This window comes from Luteibacter sp. SVR4-7G (genome assembly GCF_056755555.1).
In genome coordinates this window covers 1-17,433 of record NZ_JBPGXO010000063.1, presented here as the reverse complement: position 1 = coordinate 17,433, position 17,433 = coordinate 1, and the positions used below count along the sequence as shown (strand labels likewise).

General features: G+C 67.9%; 14 protein-coding genes. 1 reads left to right on the top strand and 13 read right to left on the bottom strand.

All coding sequences use genetic code 11. The features are described 5' to 3' along the window. Positions 1-148 precede the first annotated feature (148 nt). Positions 149-424 (top strand): hypothetical protein, encoded by a 276-nt coding sequence (locus ACR9ZH_RS17385; protein ID WP_481292015.1) that lies wholly within the window; start codon positions 149-151, stop codon positions 422-424. A gap of 445 nt (positions 425-869) precedes the next feature. Here the strand turns inward: ACR9ZH_RS17385 and tldD are convergent, their stop codons facing one another. The 13 genes from tldD to ACR9ZH_RS17320 all read right to left on the bottom strand — a co-directional run. Then, the gene (tldD, locus tag ACR9ZH_RS17380) at positions 870-2,309 is read right to left on the bottom strand and encodes a metalloprotease TldD (protein ID WP_481292014.1); all 1,440 of its coding nucleotides are present in this window, start codon (positions 2,307-2,309) and stop codon (positions 870-872) included. Positions 2,310-2,514: 205 nt separating this feature from the next. Continuing rightward, positions 2,515-6,384, bottom strand: a complete 3,870-nt coding sequence (locus ACR9ZH_RS17375) for a YhdP family protein (protein WP_481292013.1) — start codon at positions 6,382-6,384, stop codon at positions 2,515-2,517. A 39-nt stretch (positions 6,385-6,423) separates the two neighbouring features. Next, entirely contained in the window at positions 6,424-7,911 is a 1,488-nt protein-coding gene (rng, locus tag ACR9ZH_RS17370; RefSeq protein WP_481292018.1) for a ribonuclease G, read from the bottom strand. A gap of 55 nt (positions 7,912-7,966) precedes the next feature. Then, a complete protein-coding gene (locus tag ACR9ZH_RS17365) occupies positions 7,967-8,524 on the bottom strand; it encodes a Maf family protein (RefSeq protein ID WP_481292012.1) in 558 nt (185 codons plus the stop codon). Between the two features lie 10 nt (positions 8,525-8,534). Then, complete coding sequence (gene rlmH / locus ACR9ZH_RS17360; protein WP_481292011.1) at positions 8,535-9,005, bottom strand: 23S rRNA (pseudouridine(1915)-N(3))-methyltransferase RlmH; 471 nt, start codon at positions 9,003-9,005, stop codon at positions 8,535-8,537. A 7-nt stretch (positions 9,006-9,012) separates the two neighbouring features. Then, the gene (rsfS, locus tag ACR9ZH_RS17355) at positions 9,013-9,390 is read right to left on the bottom strand and encodes a ribosome silencing factor (protein WP_481292017.1); all 378 of its coding nucleotides are present in this window, start codon (positions 9,388-9,390) and stop codon (positions 9,013-9,015) included. Between the two features lie 203 nt (positions 9,391-9,593). Beyond that, positions 9,594-10,226, bottom strand: a complete 633-nt coding sequence (nadD, locus tag ACR9ZH_RS17350) for a nicotinate-nucleotide adenylyltransferase (protein WP_481292010.1) — start codon at positions 10,224-10,226, stop codon at positions 9,594-9,596. A gap of 5 nt (positions 10,227-10,231) precedes the next feature. Further along, a complete protein-coding gene (gene holA / locus ACR9ZH_RS17345) occupies positions 10,232-11,194 on the bottom strand; it encodes a DNA polymerase III subunit delta (RefSeq protein WP_481292016.1) in 963 nt (320 codons plus the stop codon). A 60-nt stretch (positions 11,195-11,254) separates the two neighbouring features. Next, entirely contained in the window at positions 11,255-11,806 is a 552-nt protein-coding gene (locus ACR9ZH_RS17340) for an LPS-assembly lipoprotein LptE (RefSeq protein ID WP_481292009.1), read from the bottom strand. Positions 11,807-11,808: 2 nt separating this feature from the next. Further along, complete coding sequence (gene leuS / locus ACR9ZH_RS17335) at positions 11,809-14,550, bottom strand: leucine--tRNA ligase (protein WP_481292008.1); 2,742 nt, start codon at positions 14,548-14,550, stop codon at positions 11,809-11,811. A gap of 335 nt (positions 14,551-14,885) precedes the next feature. Next, on the bottom strand, positions 14,886-15,488 hold the full coding sequence (locus tag ACR9ZH_RS17330; protein WP_481292007.1) for a PqiC family protein: 603 nt from the start codon (positions 15,486-15,488) through the stop codon (positions 14,886-14,888). Then, positions 15,485-17,161 carry a PqiB family protein gene (locus tag ACR9ZH_RS17325; RefSeq protein ID WP_481292006.1) on the bottom strand — a complete coding sequence of 559 codons (1,677 nt, stop codon included), beginning with the start codon at positions 17,159-17,161 and terminating at the stop codon, positions 15,485-15,487. Before ACR9ZH_RS17325 ends, ACR9ZH_RS17330 begins: the two co-directional genes overlap by 4 nt. After that, the coding region (locus ACR9ZH_RS17320) for a paraquat-inducible protein A (protein WP_481292005.1) at positions 17,158-17,433 on the bottom strand (276 nt) is incomplete at its 5' end. The genes ACR9ZH_RS17325 and ACR9ZH_RS17320, both read right to left, overlap by 4 nt.

Genomic DNA, 17,433 nt, shown 5'->3' with positions numbered 1-17,433 from the left:
GCGCCCGGTCACGGGCTGCCGGTGATCCCGCGAGTCCGCAGCTCATCGCCTCGAGGCGATGTTTTGCCCGTGGCACGTCGCTTGGCGCGGCGTGCCACACCTGCGCGTTTGCGCAAGCGGCGGACGGCGGCACAGCAAGGAGCACAGCATGAATGCGACGAGCACGATGAATGAGCATACCGAAGCCTCGGTGCATGAGCTGATGAATGAGGCGACGGAGTGGTTGCAGTATGCGCAGCGGTTGACCGAGTTCGTGGCGGAGACGACCGGGGAGGTCGATGAGTTGAAGGGCAAGGAGGTGGCTGACGTGCTTACGGTGATCGATGCGTTGATGAGGCGTGGGCTGGATTACGCCGTGCGGGCGCAGACGGAATTGGTGAGGGAGCAATTGCGGGCCGTTACCGGGGTGCTTGCGGGTAATTAGCGCGAAGGGACGCTGGGAGCCTTTTATTGCGATCACCCATGAGGCCATCGGGTTTGGAACGACGGATGGGAGCTGGTCGCGAAAGGCTGTCGCGCGCAAGGCGCGCTCCTACAACGTACGCGCATTTTCGGGAGCCGCGGGGAATGTGCGGCCCGAAGCGGGCATGCTGTTGCTCTGGCTTTTGCCGCATGCGACCGCGGTGTTGGGAGGAGCCGGTGGCTGCCGTTTTTGGAGCGATTCCGCAGGGAGGCGTAGGCCGGACGAGGACTTAGCGAGAAAAACGGCAGGCGCCGGCAACCCGCCGCCACGCCAAAGCAAAACGCGATGGCGACAGCCGAGCCGGCCAGCGCTCCATGCGGTGAAGCCGCTTAGAACATGGGCCCGCGCAAGCGGGCCAACCGACGCGAAAGGCGGTCGCGCGCAGGCGCGCTCCTACACAGTGGGGTCAGGCTGCGGTGCCGCCTACGGTCATGCCGTCCACGCGGAGCGTGGGCTGGCCTACGCCTACGGGTACGCTCTGGCCGTCCTTGCCGCAGACGCCTACGCCTTCGTCGAGGGCGAGGTCGTTGCCGATCATCGAGACGCGGGTCAAGACGTCCGGGCCGGAGCCTACCAGGGTGGCGCCCTTCACCGGACGCGTGATCTTGCCGTCCTCGATCAGGTACGCCTCGCTCGCCGAGAACACGAACTTGCCGTTCGTGATGTCGACCTGGCCGCCGCCGAAGTTCACGGCGTAGAGGCCGCGCTTCACCGAGCGGACGATTTCTTCCGGCTCGCGATTGCCCGCGAGCATGTACGTGTTCGTCATGCGCGGCATCGGCAATTGCGCGAAGGATTCGCGGCGGCCATTGCCCGTGGACTTCACGCCCATCAGGCGCGCGTTGAGCTTGTCCTGCATGTAGCCCTTGAGGATGCCGTTCTCGATCAGCGTGGTGCACTCCGTCGGCGTGCCTTCGTCGTCGATGCTCAGCGAGCCGCGGCGTCCCGGCAGGGTGCCGTCGTCGACCACGGTGACGCCTTCGGCCGCCACGCGCTGGCCGATGCGGCCCGCGAAGGCCGAGCTGCCCTTGCGGTTGAAGTCGCCCTCCAGCCCGTGGCCGATCGCCTCGTGCAGGAGGATGCCGGGCCAGCCGGGGCCGAGGACGACGCTCATGCTGCCCGCGGGCGCATCCACCGCCTCGAGGTTCACCAGCGCTTGGCGCACGGCCTCCGCAGCGAACGCCTGCGCACGGCCGTTGTCGATCAGTTCGCGATAACCATAACGACCGCCGCCGCCGGCGTGGCCCTGCTCGCGGCGGCCGTTCTGTTCGGCGATCACCTGTACGTTGAGGCGCACGAGCGGCCGGACATCGGCGGCCAGCGTGCCGTCGGATCCCGCGACGAGGATCGTATCCATGGTCGCGGAAAGGCTTACCACCACCTGCTTCACCCGCGGGTCGCGCGAACGCGCGTACGCATCCACCTCGCGCAGCAGCGCGATCTTGTCTTCGTTCGGCAGGCTCTCCACCGGATCGATGGCCGGGTACAGGCCGCGGCCCGTCGCGATCGCCAGGGGCTTGCCCGAGCCCGCACCGCCCTGCGCGATCGCACGCGCGGCGCGCGAGGCCTCGAGCAGCTGCGGCAATACGATTTCGTCCGAGTAGGAGAAGCCGGTCTTCTCGCCCGAGATGGCGCGCACGCCGACACCTTGCTCGATCGAGTGGCTGCCGTCTTTCACGATGCCCTCCTCCAGCACCCAGGACTCGCTGCGCGAATGCTGGAAGTAGAGGTCCGCCGCGTCGATGGACGGTCCCATCAACTGGGAGAACACGCGATCCAGATCGTTGGCGGCGAGGCCGCCGGGGGTGAGGAGGCGGCGTTCTGCGAGGGAAATCAGGGAATCCATGGGGCTGCCGGTTGGGGAACGGTGTGGCCCCTGATCTGGGGCCATGACTGCCTAGCTTAAACCCTCGGGAGGGAAGTCGCCGTCTCCGGCCTCCCCCTGTAGGAGCGCGCCTGCGCGCGACAGGTTTTCGCCCCGGTCCCGAATTTGGCGCGCCAGCTCTTGGGCACGGCCTCAAAACCTGTCGCGCGCAGGCGCGCTCCTACACTTATTTCGTGGGGGCGGTGGAGGGCTGGCCTTTGTCGATCGGGGTGAAGACGGGTTTGTCCCAGCTGCCGGTCACGTGGTAGCGCTTGCGGGCGGCCTGGTTCAGGCCCTTGCCGAGGATGCCCTGCACGGCGAGGCCCGCGGCCGCGCCGACCGGGCCGCCGGCCAGAGCACCCACCACGGGGAGGCTGTTGCCGACGTGCGGCACGATCAGCACTTCCTGGTCGTAGTCGCGCGCCTTGAGGCCTGCGCGGCCGGTGATGGTGATTTCGGCGGCGGGGGCGCGGATCGTGAGGTTCTGCGTCGTGGCATTGCCGCTGGCGAAGCGGAAATCGCCCTTGATCGAATCGAAACCGAAGCCCTTGCCCAGCACGTCGCCGAAATCCAGCGACAGGCGGCGCGGCAGCTCGGTGACGGAGATGAGACCGAACAGCCGGCCAACGCCGGGCTGGACTTCCAGGATGCGGCCGTTGGCCACGTCGACCTTGAGCGTGCCGTCCATGTTCGCCAGCGCGAGCGCGGAGGGGCCACCGGGCCAGGTCGCGTCCAGGCGCGCCGAGGTGCGGCCGCCCTGGAGGATGCCGGCGAAGCCGAGGGCGTCGAACATGCGCGCGACGTCCTCGGAGGCGAAGTCCATGGTGAGGTGCGTGCGGCTGCGTTTCTCGTCGCCGTTCCAGTCGCCCGACGCGGTGATCTGCACGTTCTTCGACTGCGCACGCAACTGGTCGATGTGCATGCCCTCGTCGGTGGGCCAGGTTTCGAGACGGGCTTCGCCCAGGCGCGCGTTACCCAGGCGCATGTCGCTTACCTGCAGGTGCAGCGGCGGAAGACTCGACGGTGCCACGCCCGCTTCGTTCGCATCGGGCGGCTTGGTCGCCGCAGCCGGATTGGCCTTCGCTTCCTCGGCCTTGGCCACGGTGGCGGCGGTCGTCGCGGCGGCGTCGGCCGCCGTCTTGCCCTTTTTCGCGGCCGTCGCCGGATCGTCGGCTGCCGGCCACCAGAGGCGGTCCATGCGCGCCGTGATGCCGCGGCGGCGGAGCTCTTCGTTCGGCACGCTCAGCTGGCCAGCCATCCCTTCGCTGTCCACACGCAGGGAAAGTTCCTGCGGACCCGGCTTCGCCACCAGGTGCATGTTCGCGAAATGCTGCCCGAACACCTCGGCGTCGGCAGCGGTCACGTCGAGGGCGGAGAGGCCCGGTCCGGATTCCCCGCTGGACAGGCCGACGACGAACTGCGTCCAGCCGGAGGCATCCAGCTTCGCCGCGTGCCCGCCGATCAGGTAACCACGCGCGGGCATCGTCGTCGGTACGGCGCTGCCGAGGCTGAACGCGGCCGCCAGAGGCTCCGTGCCGGCCGGCAGGCGCAGCCTTCCCCGCACGACGTCGCCGAGGGCGATATCCAGCCGGGCACCGTCCACAGGCAAGCCGACGCTCACGGAGAGCGGCGTGGCTACGTTGGCAGGCTTCTTCACCGGCGCGGGCATGGTCAGCTCCACGCCGTTCAGATCGGAATCCACGCGCAAGGTCTGCGCGGTGTCATCGCCCTGCCCCGTCTTGCGCAGGTCGAAGCCCACGCGGAACAGGCCGCGGCCCTTGGCGACGTCCGCCAGCCATTTCAGGTTCTCGAATTCGCCGACCATCTCGCCCACGGTGAATGCACCGCTGACCGAGGCATCGACGATTTTCGCCGGATCGCCGGTGGCTCCGGCGATGGCGACGTCCAGCTGTGCCGGCTGGCCGCGGAACGCGGTTTTCAGTCCCTTCGCACTGAAGCCGGCACCGTCGAAGCTCATCGGTCCGGTGATCTTGTCGAGGCGCAGCTTCCATTCGTCGGCGACGAGGTCGGCATCCTTGATCGTGGCCTTGCCCTGCAGCGTGAAGTCCTTTGCGCTTTTCAGCGGCATCAGCAGGTTGAAGCCGAACTCGCCGGTGCCGCCGAGCTTCATCTTGTCGAGCGCTTCACGGCTGCGGCCGGCGATCGGACTGTTCTTGATGAAGTCGAGGTAGCTGCCGCCGGTGCCGGCGCCGCTCACCTTGAGGTCGAGGATGTCATCGGCGAAATCGGGAATGGCCGCCGATGCCGCGCTCACCGCGTTGCCGAGGGAATGCCCCGCGCTCGCTTCGACGTACATGCCGTTGCCGATGAAGTTGGCTACCGCCGAGACGCCCTCCGCGCGAGGCCAGCCGACGCCGTAGTCGAGCACCAGGTCCTCGATGACCGCACGTGCCTCGAAGCGCCCTTCCTGGTTCTTGAACGGAAACTCGCGGAGGTTGCCGCGGAGCAGTGCGGAACCGCCTGCGATGCGTCCGGCGACGAGACCGCGGTTGAGCCAGTTCTGCGCGGGCTCGGACATCGAATGGATCGGCCAGAACAGTTTCGCCGCGGGCACGTCGCCTTCGCCGAGCGCCACGTACATGTCCATAAAGGGTCCGGTGTCCGCCGCCGGCAGCACCAGCTCACCGCGTGCCTGGCCGCCGTAACCTTCGCCGCGGAAGTCGAGCGGATCGACGCCGATATGCCAGTCCCCCTCATCTTTATAGACGGCGACTTCGCCACCGAGCGATGACATCACGAAGGGTTTGCGGAAGATGCCGGTGGCGTCGATCGTCGTCGCCTGCGCGGGAAGGCTGAGCGAGATCGCCTCGCCGTCGCCGAACACCTCGCCTTGCAGCGACGATATGCCGGGCAGGCTGCCGCTCGCGTCGATGCCGAGGCCCGAAAACGCCGCATGCGCGAAGCTCATGCCCGAGACCGAATTCCAGTCGGCGCGCAGGTGGTCGAAGCGCCCGCGCGGATGGCCTTCTCCCAGCCAGCGCGCCAGCGACGGCGACACCTGCGGCAGCACGCCGGCCCAGGGCAGAAGCGGCGCAAGGTCGAGCTTGCGCGCGACCAGCGTCCCGTCGCTCCGGTCGCCGGCATGCCGGAGCAACAGCGCGAGGTCGCTGCCGTCGCGCCCGGCCCAGTCGATGCGCATGCCGTCCGTCGTGCGATGCATGTCGACGATGCCGTGCAGGCCCGCCGTGCGCACCGTGCGGACGGGTCCGCGGACGGCGAGGTTGTCGAGATCGACCCGCCAGGTGGCCCGCACCACGTGGGCATCGCGCCAGTCCAGCCAGCTTTCGAAACTGCCCTTTCCGCCGGCGAGCGCATAACCGTCGAGGTCGAAATCGCCGGTCAGGCCCGCGAAATCGACATCGGCTCCCTTCACGTAGATCCGTCCGCTGGAACCGTCCTCGGCGAACCGCCCGGCCGCCGTGAGCATGCCCGTGGCGTTCTCGCGGCGCAGGCTGCCGCCGAAGCGGATCGCGTGGCCGCGCAGGCTGATCTGCAACTGGTCGGCGATCAGACCGTAATGCCGCTGTGTGGTCTCGTCGGCGATATCGAGACGGAGGTTGCCGAGCCAGAGGTCGGCGGACAGGTTGCCCAGCGACACTTTCTGCGTGCCGCTGCCCGTGGCGAACCCGTCGATGCTCCAGCGCCCGTCGACGGCACGGCGCAGACCGAGGCGCAGGTCTTGCAGGCGCAGGTTGATGAGATGCCGCGACGGCAGCACGAAGGCGCCGAAGTCGAGCTTCACCGCCGCCTGCGGCAGGTTCAGCGGCTCGCCGCCCTCGCTGGGCGCGATGGTGACATCGCGCATCACGAACAGCGGGCCGGACGGCCTCCAGAATCCCTCCAGCGACGCGAAACGCACCGGCCGGTGCAGCTGCTCGCTGAGCATGGCCGCCACGCGTTCCGGATAGTGCGCGGCCAGCGGGAGCAGGAGCTGGCCGAGTGCCATCACGATCGCCAGCGCGACCAGTACGGTGCCGACGAGCCCCAGCAAGACAAACCTGAGCCGCCGTGCGCGATGGCGCCAGTTCGAGCTCACCGGCGAGGAACCGTCTGCGCCGTGGGAGGCTGGCTGCCTTTAGAGAAGAACGACATCGAACTGTTCCTGCGAATAATGCTCTTCCGCCTGGAAACGGATGCTCTTGGCGATGAATTCTTCCAGCTCGGCGACGGCGGCCGATTCTTCCTCGAGGATGCGGCCGACCACCTTCGGGCTGGCCATGACCAGCAGTTTCTGCGCGTTGAACTGGCGCACCGCGCGGGTGATCTCGCGGAAGATCTCGTAGATCACCGTTTCGGCCGTCTTCAACGTGCCGCGTCCGCCGCACGCCGGGCACGGCTCACAAAGCTGGCGCTCCAGGCTTTCGGTGGTGCGCTTGCGGGTCATTTCCACCAGGCCCAGCGCCGACATCGGATACACCGTCGTCTTCGCATGGTCCTTCGCCAGGCCCTTCTCGAGCATGCGCAGCACCTGCCGCTTGTGCTCGTCGTCGGTCATGTCGATGAAGTCGATGATGACGATGCCGCCCAGGTTGCGCAGGCGCAGCTGGCGTGCCGCCGCCTGCGCGGCCTCGAGGTTCGTGCGGTACACGGTTTCCTCGAGGTTGCGGCTGCCGAGGTAGCCCCCGGTGTTGACGTCGATGGTGGTCATCGCCTCGGTCTGGTCGACGATGAGGTAGCCGCCCGACTTCAACGGCACTTCCTTGCGCAGCGCACGCTGGATCTCGTCTTCCACGCCGTAGAGGTCGAAGATCGGCCTTTCGCCCGCGTAGTGCTCGATGCGGTCGGACAGCACCGGCATGAATTTGTGCACGAACTTGACGGTTTTCTCGAAGGTCTCGCGCGAGTCGACGCGCACCTTCTCGATGCCGTCGTTGAGCGAATCGCGCAGCGAGCGCAACGGCAGTGACAGCTCCTCGTAGACCCGCTCGCCCACCTTCGCCTTCTGGATGTTCTCCTGCACCACGCGCCATACCTTGCCGAGGTAGGTCACGTCGAAGGCGAGGGATTCTTCCGACTGGCCTTCCGCGTTGGTGCGGACGATGTAGCCGAGGTGGTTCTCACCGATCAGCGGATTGATGATGTCCTTCAGGCGCTGGCGCTCGGCCTCGTCCTCGATGCGCACCGACACCCCCAGCGTGCGCGAATGCGGCAGCAGCACGAGGTAGCGCGACGGGATCGACAGGTGCGTGGAGAGGCGCGCGCCCTTGCTGCCGATCGGATCCTTCACCACCTGCACGACGATTTCCTGGCCTTCGTGCACCAGTTCGGAAATCGGCGGCACGGGCCCGTGCCCGTTGGCCTTGCCCTCGGCCGGGGCATCGGTCGGCGGTAGCGACGGGCGAACGATGTCGGAGGCGTGCAGGAAGGCAGCTCGCTCCAGCCCGATTTCCACGAACACGGCCTGCATGCCCGGCATGACGCGCTGCACGCGGCCCTTGTAGACATTGCCCACGTAGCCCCGCTTCTGGGCGCGCTCCACGTGGACTTCCTGGAGCATGCCGTTTTCGACGATGGCCACCCGCGTCTCACGCGGCGTGACATTGATCAGGATTTCCTCGCTCACCGCGCTGCCTTTTCCTTGGGTCGTCATGCTTTATAGCCCGCGCGTCGAGGACCTGTCACTGACCGCGCAACAGCCGGGAGGTTTCGAACAGGGGCAAGCCCATCACGCCTGAATAGCTGCCGGAAAGGTGCTCCACGAAGGCCGCTGCACGGCCCTGGATGGCATACGCGCCCGCCTTGCCCATGCACTCCCCGGTGGACACGTAGGCGTCGATCTCGCGGTCGGAAAGCGGAGCGAAGCGTACCGTGGAAACCGATACCGCGCATCGTTCGCTGCCGGCCCCGACCAGCCACACCGCGGAAATCACCCGGTGCTCCCTGCCGCCGAGGCGGCGAAGCATGGCGGCCGCGTCGGCGGGGCCGCGGGGCTTGCCGAAGACCTCGTCATCCAGAACCACCTCGGTATCGGCGCCGAGCACCCGGGCGCCCTGCTCATCCTGCACGAGGGCGAAGCCGGCGCGCGCCTTGTCCAGGGCTACCCGGGCGACATACTCGTCGGGCGACTCCCCTGCTTCCCGGGCTTCCTCCACGTCGACGTCCAGCGTGCGGTGCGCCTCGCCGAGCTGGTCCAGGAGTTCGCGGCGGCGCGGCGATTGCGAGGCCAGGTACAGCACGGCAGGTCCTTCAGACGCGATGGTAGGGATGGCCGGCCACCAGCGTGGTGGCACGGTAGAGCTGCTCGGCCAGCACGAGGCGGACCAGCATGTGCGGCAGCGTCAGCGGCCCCAGCGACCAGCGCTGGTCGGCGCGTTCCAACACGTCGGGCGCATGGCCGTCGGGACCGCCGATGAGGAAGGCGAGGTCACGGCCGCCCATGCGCCATTGCTCCAGCTGCCTGGCCAGGTCCTCGCTGGACCAGGTCTTGCCGCGCCCATCCAGCGCGACGACATGGATGTCGCGTGGAAGCGCAGCCAGGATGGCGGCACCTTCGTCGAGGATCGCCTTCGCGTCGTCGCGGCCCTTGCCGCGCGTGCCCGGCCTGATCTCGATCAGTTCGAGGGGAAGCTCGTGCGACAGCCGCTTGCGGTATTCGGCGAAACCCTCGGCCACCCAGGCCGGCATGCGTTCGCCGACGGCGATGAGGCGAGCCCGCACGGCGGGCTCAGTCGTTCGCGGCTTCGGCGCCGTCGTCGCCCACGGTCCACAGGCGTTCGAGGCCGTAGAACTCGCGGATGCGCGGCATCATCACGTGGACGATGATGTCGCCCAGGTCGACCAGCACCCACTCGGCCTCGGTCTGGCCTTCCACGCCGAGCGGCATCACGCCCGCTTCCTTCGCGAACTTGATGACTTCGTCGGCGATGGACTTCACGTGGCGGGCCGACGTGCCCGATGCGATGAAGAGGATGTCTGCGATGGAGGTCTTGCCGCGGACGTCGATTTCGCGAACGTCCTTGGCCTTGAGGTCTTCGAGCGCGGCAACCACACGCTGGCGCAGGTGTTCGTTGCTGGCGGGGGATCTGGCCTTGCGGGATGCGATCGAACTCAAGATGCGGAAACCTCGTTCGGCAGGATGCCGGGGTTGGCGGCAGTATAACGCCCGAGCGCTCAGCCCGCGTCAAATGCCCTGGCAGGTAATGTAGGAGCGCGCCTTGCGCGCGACAGGTTTTCGCGAGAGGCAACAGGCCCTGTGGCTCCTGGCCCCAAAAGATGTCGCGCGCAGGGCGCGCTCCTACAGCGCGCTTAGTTGCCCAGGGCCCGGTAGGGCGCCAGCAGGGCTTCGTCGTCGAAACAGGCCGAGGGCAACAGGAAGCGCGGCTCGTTGCCTGCCGCGAAGGATTCGCGGATGGCCGTGGCGGCGATGTCCAGCGGCGTGATGGCGATGTGCACGACGTTCCCGGCCGGGCCTTGGGGGCGCGGCGCACGGCGGCCGGCGATGAAGTCCGCCAGGGCGCCGGCCGGTGCGTGGCCGCCACCGGGTCGGGTCAGCACGCCGATATGGGCGAAGGTGAAAAGATCCTGCCAGAGGTGCCAGGACGCCAGCCCGGCGAAGGCATCGGCACCAACGAGCAGCACCAGCGGCCGGTCCGGGCCTATCTCGGCGCGCAGCGAGGCCAGGGTATCCACCGTATAGGACGGGCCATCGCGGTCCAGCTCCCGGGTATCGATGCCGAGCCGGTCCTGGCCGGCGAGTGCGGCGCGCAGCAGGGCCACGCGGCCTGCGGCGTCGGCCACCGGTGGCGGCCGGTGCGGCGGTGTCCGCGCCGGTACCAGGCGCACCTCGGCATCCAGCGCCTCGGCCGCCTCCCACGCGCCCCGCAGGTGCCCATGGTGGACCGGGTCGAAGGTGCCCCCAAGAATGGCCAGCGGACGCATCCCGCTCATCCAAAGGCCGCCGCGGCGCGCGGCTCGGCGATGGCGGCGATAAGGCGCTCCGCCTCCAGCCAGGGATCGCCCTGCTCCCGCCCCTTGGCCATGCGGTCGATCCGCGCGGCACGGGCGAGGCAGGCCATCCAGTGTTCGCGCGGTGCGCGGCGCAGTGCCTTGCGGAACAGCTGTTCGCGCGCAGGCCACAAGCGCTCGGCCTTCGCCTGCGCGCCGAAGTCACGCGCGTTCGCCAGGCGCATGGCGAGCTGCAACTGGTTCACCAGCCAGCCCATCAGGGCGATGAGTTCGTCGCCCTCCGCACGCAGTCCCGCAAGGATGCGGAGGGCCCGCCCGCCCTCTCCCGCGAAAGCGGCATCGGTGAGCTTGAAGGCGTCGAAGCGGGCACTGTCGGCGACGAGGCCTTCGAGCGTCGCTGCGTCGAGCAGCTTGTCGCCGGCGAGGACGACGAGCTTGTCGATCTCCTGGGCCGCGGCGAGCAGGTTGCCCTCGACCCGTTCGGCGAGCATCGCGACTGCGTCCGGCGTGGCCTTGAGTCCTCGCGAGGCCACCCGGGCGCCGATCCATGAGGTCCATTCGTGCGGCCGGGGCGCATTGAACACCACCTGCACCCCGCCCTGATCGACGGTTTTCGTCCAGGCAGCCTCATGCTTGCTGCTCCACTCCGTGGCGGTGATCAGCAGGGTGGTATCGGGCGGCGGATCGGCCACGAACGCGGCGATCGCGGCACCGCCGTCCTTGCCAGCACGGCCTCCCGCCAGACGCAGGTCGAGCAGGCGCTGCGAGGCGAACAGGGACAACCCGGCGGAGGCGCGCGCGAGGTCGTCCCAATCGAAGCGGCTGTCGGCCTCGAGCACGTCGCGCTCGCTGTACCCCAAGCGACGGGCCATGGCGCGCACGGCATCCGCGGCCTCGAGCACCAGCAGTTCCTCGCCCACGAGCAGGTAAACCGGCGCCATGCGCTCGCCTGCGAGGTGCTTCTGCCACTGAACCGGGTTGAGGGGCACGCCGCTGACCGGTCAGTTCGGGGACGTGGACGCCTGCGGAGGAGTCGCCACGGCAGGATGAGCGGCGGCGGCCTCCAGGCGGAACAGGATGGCCTGGACCATGTCGCCGATGAGGCTGCGCTGCAGCTCTTCGGTCTGGCTGGCCGTGCCGATAGTGTTGGTCGCGTCGTAGCTGAACTCGCGCGACATGTCGACCGCCTGGGTGGGAACGATCACGGTCCCGTCGGCGGCCTTGGCATTGAATTCGACGTGGTAGCGCACGGCGTACTCAGTGACGCGCGCGGTGCCGCTGACGGTGAGCGAGTCGGTGCGGAACGTGTTCGACGTGATGGCGAGCTCCGCCGCGTCGGCCGCGGGTGCGTCGACCACGGTAACGTCGGAGTTGCCCAGCGCGCGGGTGAGATCGCGCTGCAGCTTGCCGCCGCCGGAGACCGTAAGGTGGATCTTCTTCATCCCCGGGGGCAGCGACGCGGTCTGTCGCAGGTGGAAGCCACATGCCGAAAGCACGGCCACGGCGGAAAGCAGGGCGGCGAGGCGAAGCGAACGAAGGAGGTTCGGGCTCATGGTTATCCTGCGACGATGTTGACGATCTTGCCGGGCACGACGATCACCTTGCGCACGGTCTGGCCTTCCAGCAGGCGGGCCACGTTCGGCTCGGCCCGCGCCATGGCTTCCGCCTCGTCCTTCGAGGCCGATGCCGGCACCTCGATGGTAGCGCGAAGCTTGCCGTTGACCTGCACGGCATAGGTAAGGGAGTCGCGGACCAGCGCCTCCGGGTCCACCTGGGGCCAGCCGGCGTCCTCAACCAGGGTCTCGCCATGGCCCAGGACCTGCCAGAGGGCATGCGCCACGTGGGGCGTGAACGGATTGATCAGCTGGACCATGGCGGTGAAGGCTTCCTGCCGCAGCGCCACGCCCTGAGCGCTGGCGTCGTCGAACTTGCCCAGTGCGTTCAGCAGTTCCATCAGCGCGGCGATGGCCGTGTTGAAGGACTGGCGGCGGCCGATGTCGTCGCCGACCTTCTGGATGGTCTCGTGAAGCTGGCGGCGCAGGGCCTTGCGCGCGGCAGCCCCGGCGGAGTCGTCGCCAGCCGGAAGCACTTCCGCGTGGGCGGAAACGTCGCGCCACAGGCGGCGCAGGAAGCGCGCCATGCCCTCGACGCCCGCCTCGTTCCATTCCAGCGACTGGTCGGCCGGCGCGGCGAACATCGAGAACAGGCGCACCGTGTCGGCGCCGTACTTCTCGACCATCGACTGCGGGTCCACGCCATTGTTCTTCGACTTCGACATCTTCTCGATGCCGCCGATCTCGACCGGCTTGCCGTCGGCACGCAGCACGGCACCGACGACGCGGGCACGCTCGTCGCGCTGCACGTCCACGTCCGCCGGGTTGAACCACGTCGTGGAACCGTCGGCTTCCGTGCGGAAATAGGTCTCCGCGATCACCATGCCCTGGCAGAGCAGGTTCGTCGCGGGTTCGTCGCTTTCCACCAAGCCCTCGTCGCGCATGAGCTTGTGGTAGAAGCGGAAGTACAGCAGGTGCAGGATCGCGTGCTCGATGCCGCCGATGTACTGGTCCACCGGCGTCCAGTAGTTCGCGCGCCCGTCCACCTGCGCATTCGCGCCGGGGCTGGTGTAGCGCGCGTAGTACCAGCTCGACTCCATGAAGGTGTCGAAGGTATCGGTCTCACGCTCGGCGGGGCCGCCGCAGTTCGGGCAGGTGGTCTTGCGCCACGCCGGGTCGGCCTTGATCGGCGACTGCACGCCGGAGAATTCCACATCCTCCGGCAGCACCACCGGCAACTGGTCCTCGGGCACCGGCACCGCGTCGCATTGCGGGCAGTAGATCACCGGGATCGGGCAGCCCCAGTAGCGCTGGCGGCTCACGCCCCAGTCGCGGATACGCCAGTTCACCCGGCGATCGCCGCGGCCGCTGGCGGCCAGCTTCGCGGCGATCGCCTCGAAGGCGTCCTTGAATTCGAGACCGTCGAACTCGCCCGAATTGATCAGGGTGCCGTACTCCGTGTACGCCTCCACGTTCTGGATGCGGTTCTCGAAGGTCTTGATCGTCTCAACGGCGGCGGACGACTGGTACGCATCGGACGAACCGCCGTCCAGCGCGTTCTGCACCGTGTCCGTGCCTTCGGCGGCGAGATCGCGTTTCAGCTCCGCCACGGCGTCGACGACGCCGCGGTCGACCACCACCATCTTGATCGGCAGCGAATACTTCTGCGCGAATTCCCAGTCGCGCTGGTCGTGGCCCGGCACGGCCATGACGGCGCCGGTGCCATAGCCCATCAGCACGAAGTTGGCGACCCACACGGGCAGCTTCTCGCCGGTGATCGGGTGGGTGGCGTCCACGCCGGTGTAGTAGCCGCGCTTTTCCTGCGTCTCCAGCTCGGCCTCGGACACGCCCCCGGCCTTGCAGCTTTCAATGAACGCGGCCAGGCCCGCGTTGCCTTCGGCGGCGCGCGTCGCGATCGGATGTTCGGCGGCGACGGCCACGTAGGACACGCCCATCAGCGTGTCCGGACGCGTGGTGAACACGGTCAGGGGCTCGCTCCAGCCGTCCACGTCGAAGGAGATTTCCAGGCCCTCGGAACGGCCCAGCCAATTGCGCTGCATGGTCTTCACGGCGTCCGGCCAGCCAGGCAGCGCGTCGAGGCCGTCGAGCAGCTCCTGCGCGTAGGCCGTGATCTTCAGGAACCACTGCGGGATCTCGCGCTTTTCCACGAGCGCGCCGGAGCGCCAGCCGCGACCGTCGATCACCTGCTCGTTCGCCAGGACGGTCTGGTCCACCGGATCCCAGTTCACGACGCTGTTTTTCCGGTACACCAGGCCCTTCTTCATCAGCCGGGTGAACATCTGCTGTTCCCAGCGGTAGTACTCGGGCTTGCAGGTGGTGACTTCGCGCGACCAGTCGTAGGCGAAGCCCATGCGCTTCAGCTGCTCGCGCATGTGTTCGATGTTCTTGTAGGTCCACTTCGCGGGGGCCGTGCGGTTCTTGATCGCGGCGTTTTCGGCGGGCAGGCCGAAGGCATCCCAGCCCATCGGCTGCAGCACGTTGCGGCCCTGCTGGCGCTGGTAGCGGCTGATCACGTCGCCGATGGTGTAGTTGCGCACGTGGCCCATGTGCAGGGCACCCGATGGATACGGGAGCATGGAGAGGCAATAGAACTTCGGCTTGCCCGTGTCCTCGGTGACCTCGAAGGCGCGGGTATCGTTCCAGAAGCGCTGGGCGGCGGTCTCGACGACCTCCGGGGCGTAACCGCCCTGCTCGCGCGTGCCCTGATCGTGGGTGTCCTGCATGGTGTTCGGTACCGGTGGGGATGCTCGGGTGGCCGCGCTGAAAGCGCGGCGGTCAGTCGCGGGAGACTATCCCACGGGGCCGGGAAGGCCAAGCCTTGCAGGAGCGCGCCGGGCTTGTGACCCGTTTTGGGCCGGGCCTGACGGCCTGGTCTTGTAGGAGCGCGCCGGCGCGCGACATGTTTTGAGGCCGGGCCTGGGAGCTGGCGCGCCAGCTTACGGACTGGCGCGAAAGTCTGTCGCGCGCAGGGCGCGCTCCTACAAAGTCTGTCCCAATCAGCCCCAACAAAGTCTGTCCCGAGCAGCCCCAACAAAGTCCGTCGCGCGCAGGCGCGCTCCTACAATGGGCTGCCGCAGGGGGCGGGTTGGCCGGCGGCGATGGAGCGGACGGCTGCGGCCACCTGGTCAGCCACCTTGCCGAGCGCGCGTTGGTGGGCTCCGATGAGGCTGTCGTAGCTGGAGCCGGCCGGTTCGGCGACGCGCGAGGCACAGTTCGCCGCCGACTGGTCCGGACCGCGGACCGACCACGACGCCTCCAGCGTGGCATTGCCGTTCATTTCGGAATCGAAGCGGCGCACGTCGAGCTGCACGCGCACGACCTTGGCGTCTTTCGCACGCGGCAGGCCGTGCACGTCGTGCGTGCCCAGGCGTGCGGCGAGATCGGCCGAGAGTGCGCCGCGGATCTCGTCGCCCAGCGGCGAGGCCCAACGCTCGCCGTCGAGCACGGCGATGCCGCTCGCACCCTGGCGCAACACCAGGGCGGGCTGATCGACCTGTGGCGGCACGCCCACGGGCAACACGTCGATGACGAAGGGTGCCGCGGTCGCCGGCAGCGGAGCCGACGGCGGTACCAGGGTATGGAAATGCGTCGGCGCCGAGGCGCAGGCGCCGAGACCCGCGACGAGGACGGCGACACCGGCGAGGCGGAGGGAATGCATCATGGCTGTTCTTCCTTGGCCTGCTTCGTGGACGGAGTGGCTATCTTCGGCGGGGCGTCGGCGCCGCGGCCACGCAGCAGCGCTTCCGGGTGGCGGCCCAGGTAATCGGTGAAGGCGCGTACCGAGCGCACGGTGCGTTGCAGTTCCTCGAGCGTATTGGCGATGTTCTGCTGCAACGGCGAGTTCTCGGACAGAGCGTCGTTCGCCGTGCCCATCGTCTGGTTCACGCCCTGCAGGGTCTTCTTCGCCTCCGGCAACAGGTCGCCGTTGACCTGCTTCAGGGTGCCGTGCAGTTCCTTCAGGCTGCCGTCGAGATTGCGGCCGATCGAATCGAAGGGGATTTTCTCGACCTTGTCGACGATGCTCGAGATCTGCTCCTGCAGATGGTCGAAGTCGCCCGGCGTCGTCGGGATCTCCACGGGCTTGGCATTCGGATCGAAAGCGACCTTCGTCGCCTTCGGATCGAAGTCGAGCGCGATGTACAGCTGGCCGGTGAGCAGGTTGCCGCTGCGCGCCTGCGCACGCAGACCGTGCGCGACCAGCCCGCTCATGATCCGCGGGAACAGCGTGTCGCCGTCGCCACCGACCGCCTTGGCCAGCTTCTCGTGGGCCTGGCCGAGGCGCTGCGGATAGACCAGGGCGCCCACCACCACGGGGAAGGTCTGCGTCTTCGGATCGTAGTCGAGGTTCACGGAGACCACGCGGCCGACCTTCACGCCGAGGAATTCCACCGGCGCATCGACCGCCAGGCCGCGCAGCGAATGTTCGAAGCGCATGCGTATGTAGCGCGGCTTGCCGTCCGGCGGCGCCAGCGCCGTGGTCTGGTCGTTGAACAGCGTGTACTCCGACATCTCCGGCGCGGGATCCGCTTCGTGCGGTCCGGGCGGGTCCTGGAAGGCGACACCGCCGGCGATCACGGTCGCCAGGGACTGCGTGTTCATCTTCAGCCCGTCGGCGCCCAGCGAGACGTCGACGCCGCTGGCGTTCCAGAAGCGCGATTCCCTGGTCACGAAACGGTCGTTCGGCCCATCGATGAACAGCTGCATGGAGACGCCCTTGCCATCCTTGTCCAGTTCATACGACACGATGCGGCCGACCTGGATGCGGCGGTAGTACACCGGCGAGCCGATATCCAGGGAACCGAGATCACTCGCATGCAGCATGAAGCGCCGCCCGGGCGCGCCATGGGTCACCGCGGGAGGCGTTTCGAGACCCGTGAAGTCGGTCTGTTCCTCGTCCGAATCGCCGGCGTCCGCGCCGATGAAGGCACCGGAGAGCAGCGTGTCGATGCCGGACACGCCACTGGCACCGATGCGCGGCCGGACCACCCAGTAACGCGTGCCCTTGGTAGCGAAGGCATTGGCTTCCTTGCTCAGGTCGATCATCACCGTGATGTGGCTGCGATCCTTCGACAGGCGCATGGTGGTGACCTTGCCGATCACCACGTTCTTGTATTTCACCTGCGTCTTGCCCGCCTCGATGCCCTCGGCGGTGAGGAAGGAGACCCGGATCTGCGGGCCCGCGGACATGAAATGCCCGACCAGCAGCGAGATGCCCACCAGCGCCGCCACGATCGGCACCAGCCAGATCAGCGAGAAACCCAGCTTCGACTTGCGCACCACCGGTTGCGGCAGGTCCTCCTCGGGAGGCGTGTTTCCTACGTTGGTGTCGCTCATTGCGATTTCCTGTTATCCCAGATCAGGCGAGGATCGAAGCTCATGGCCGAAAGCATCGTGAGGACCACGACCACGCCGAAATAGACCACGCCGGGCAAGGGCTCGACGCGGCTCAATATCTTGAAGTGGACCAGGGCGGAGAGGATCGCCACGACGAAGACGTCGAGCATCGACCAGTAGCCGACCAGTTCCACGAAACGGTAGAGCTTCGCTCTCTGCCGGGCCACGAACCGGCTCGAACGCTGCACCGATACCAGCAGGTAGCCCATGAT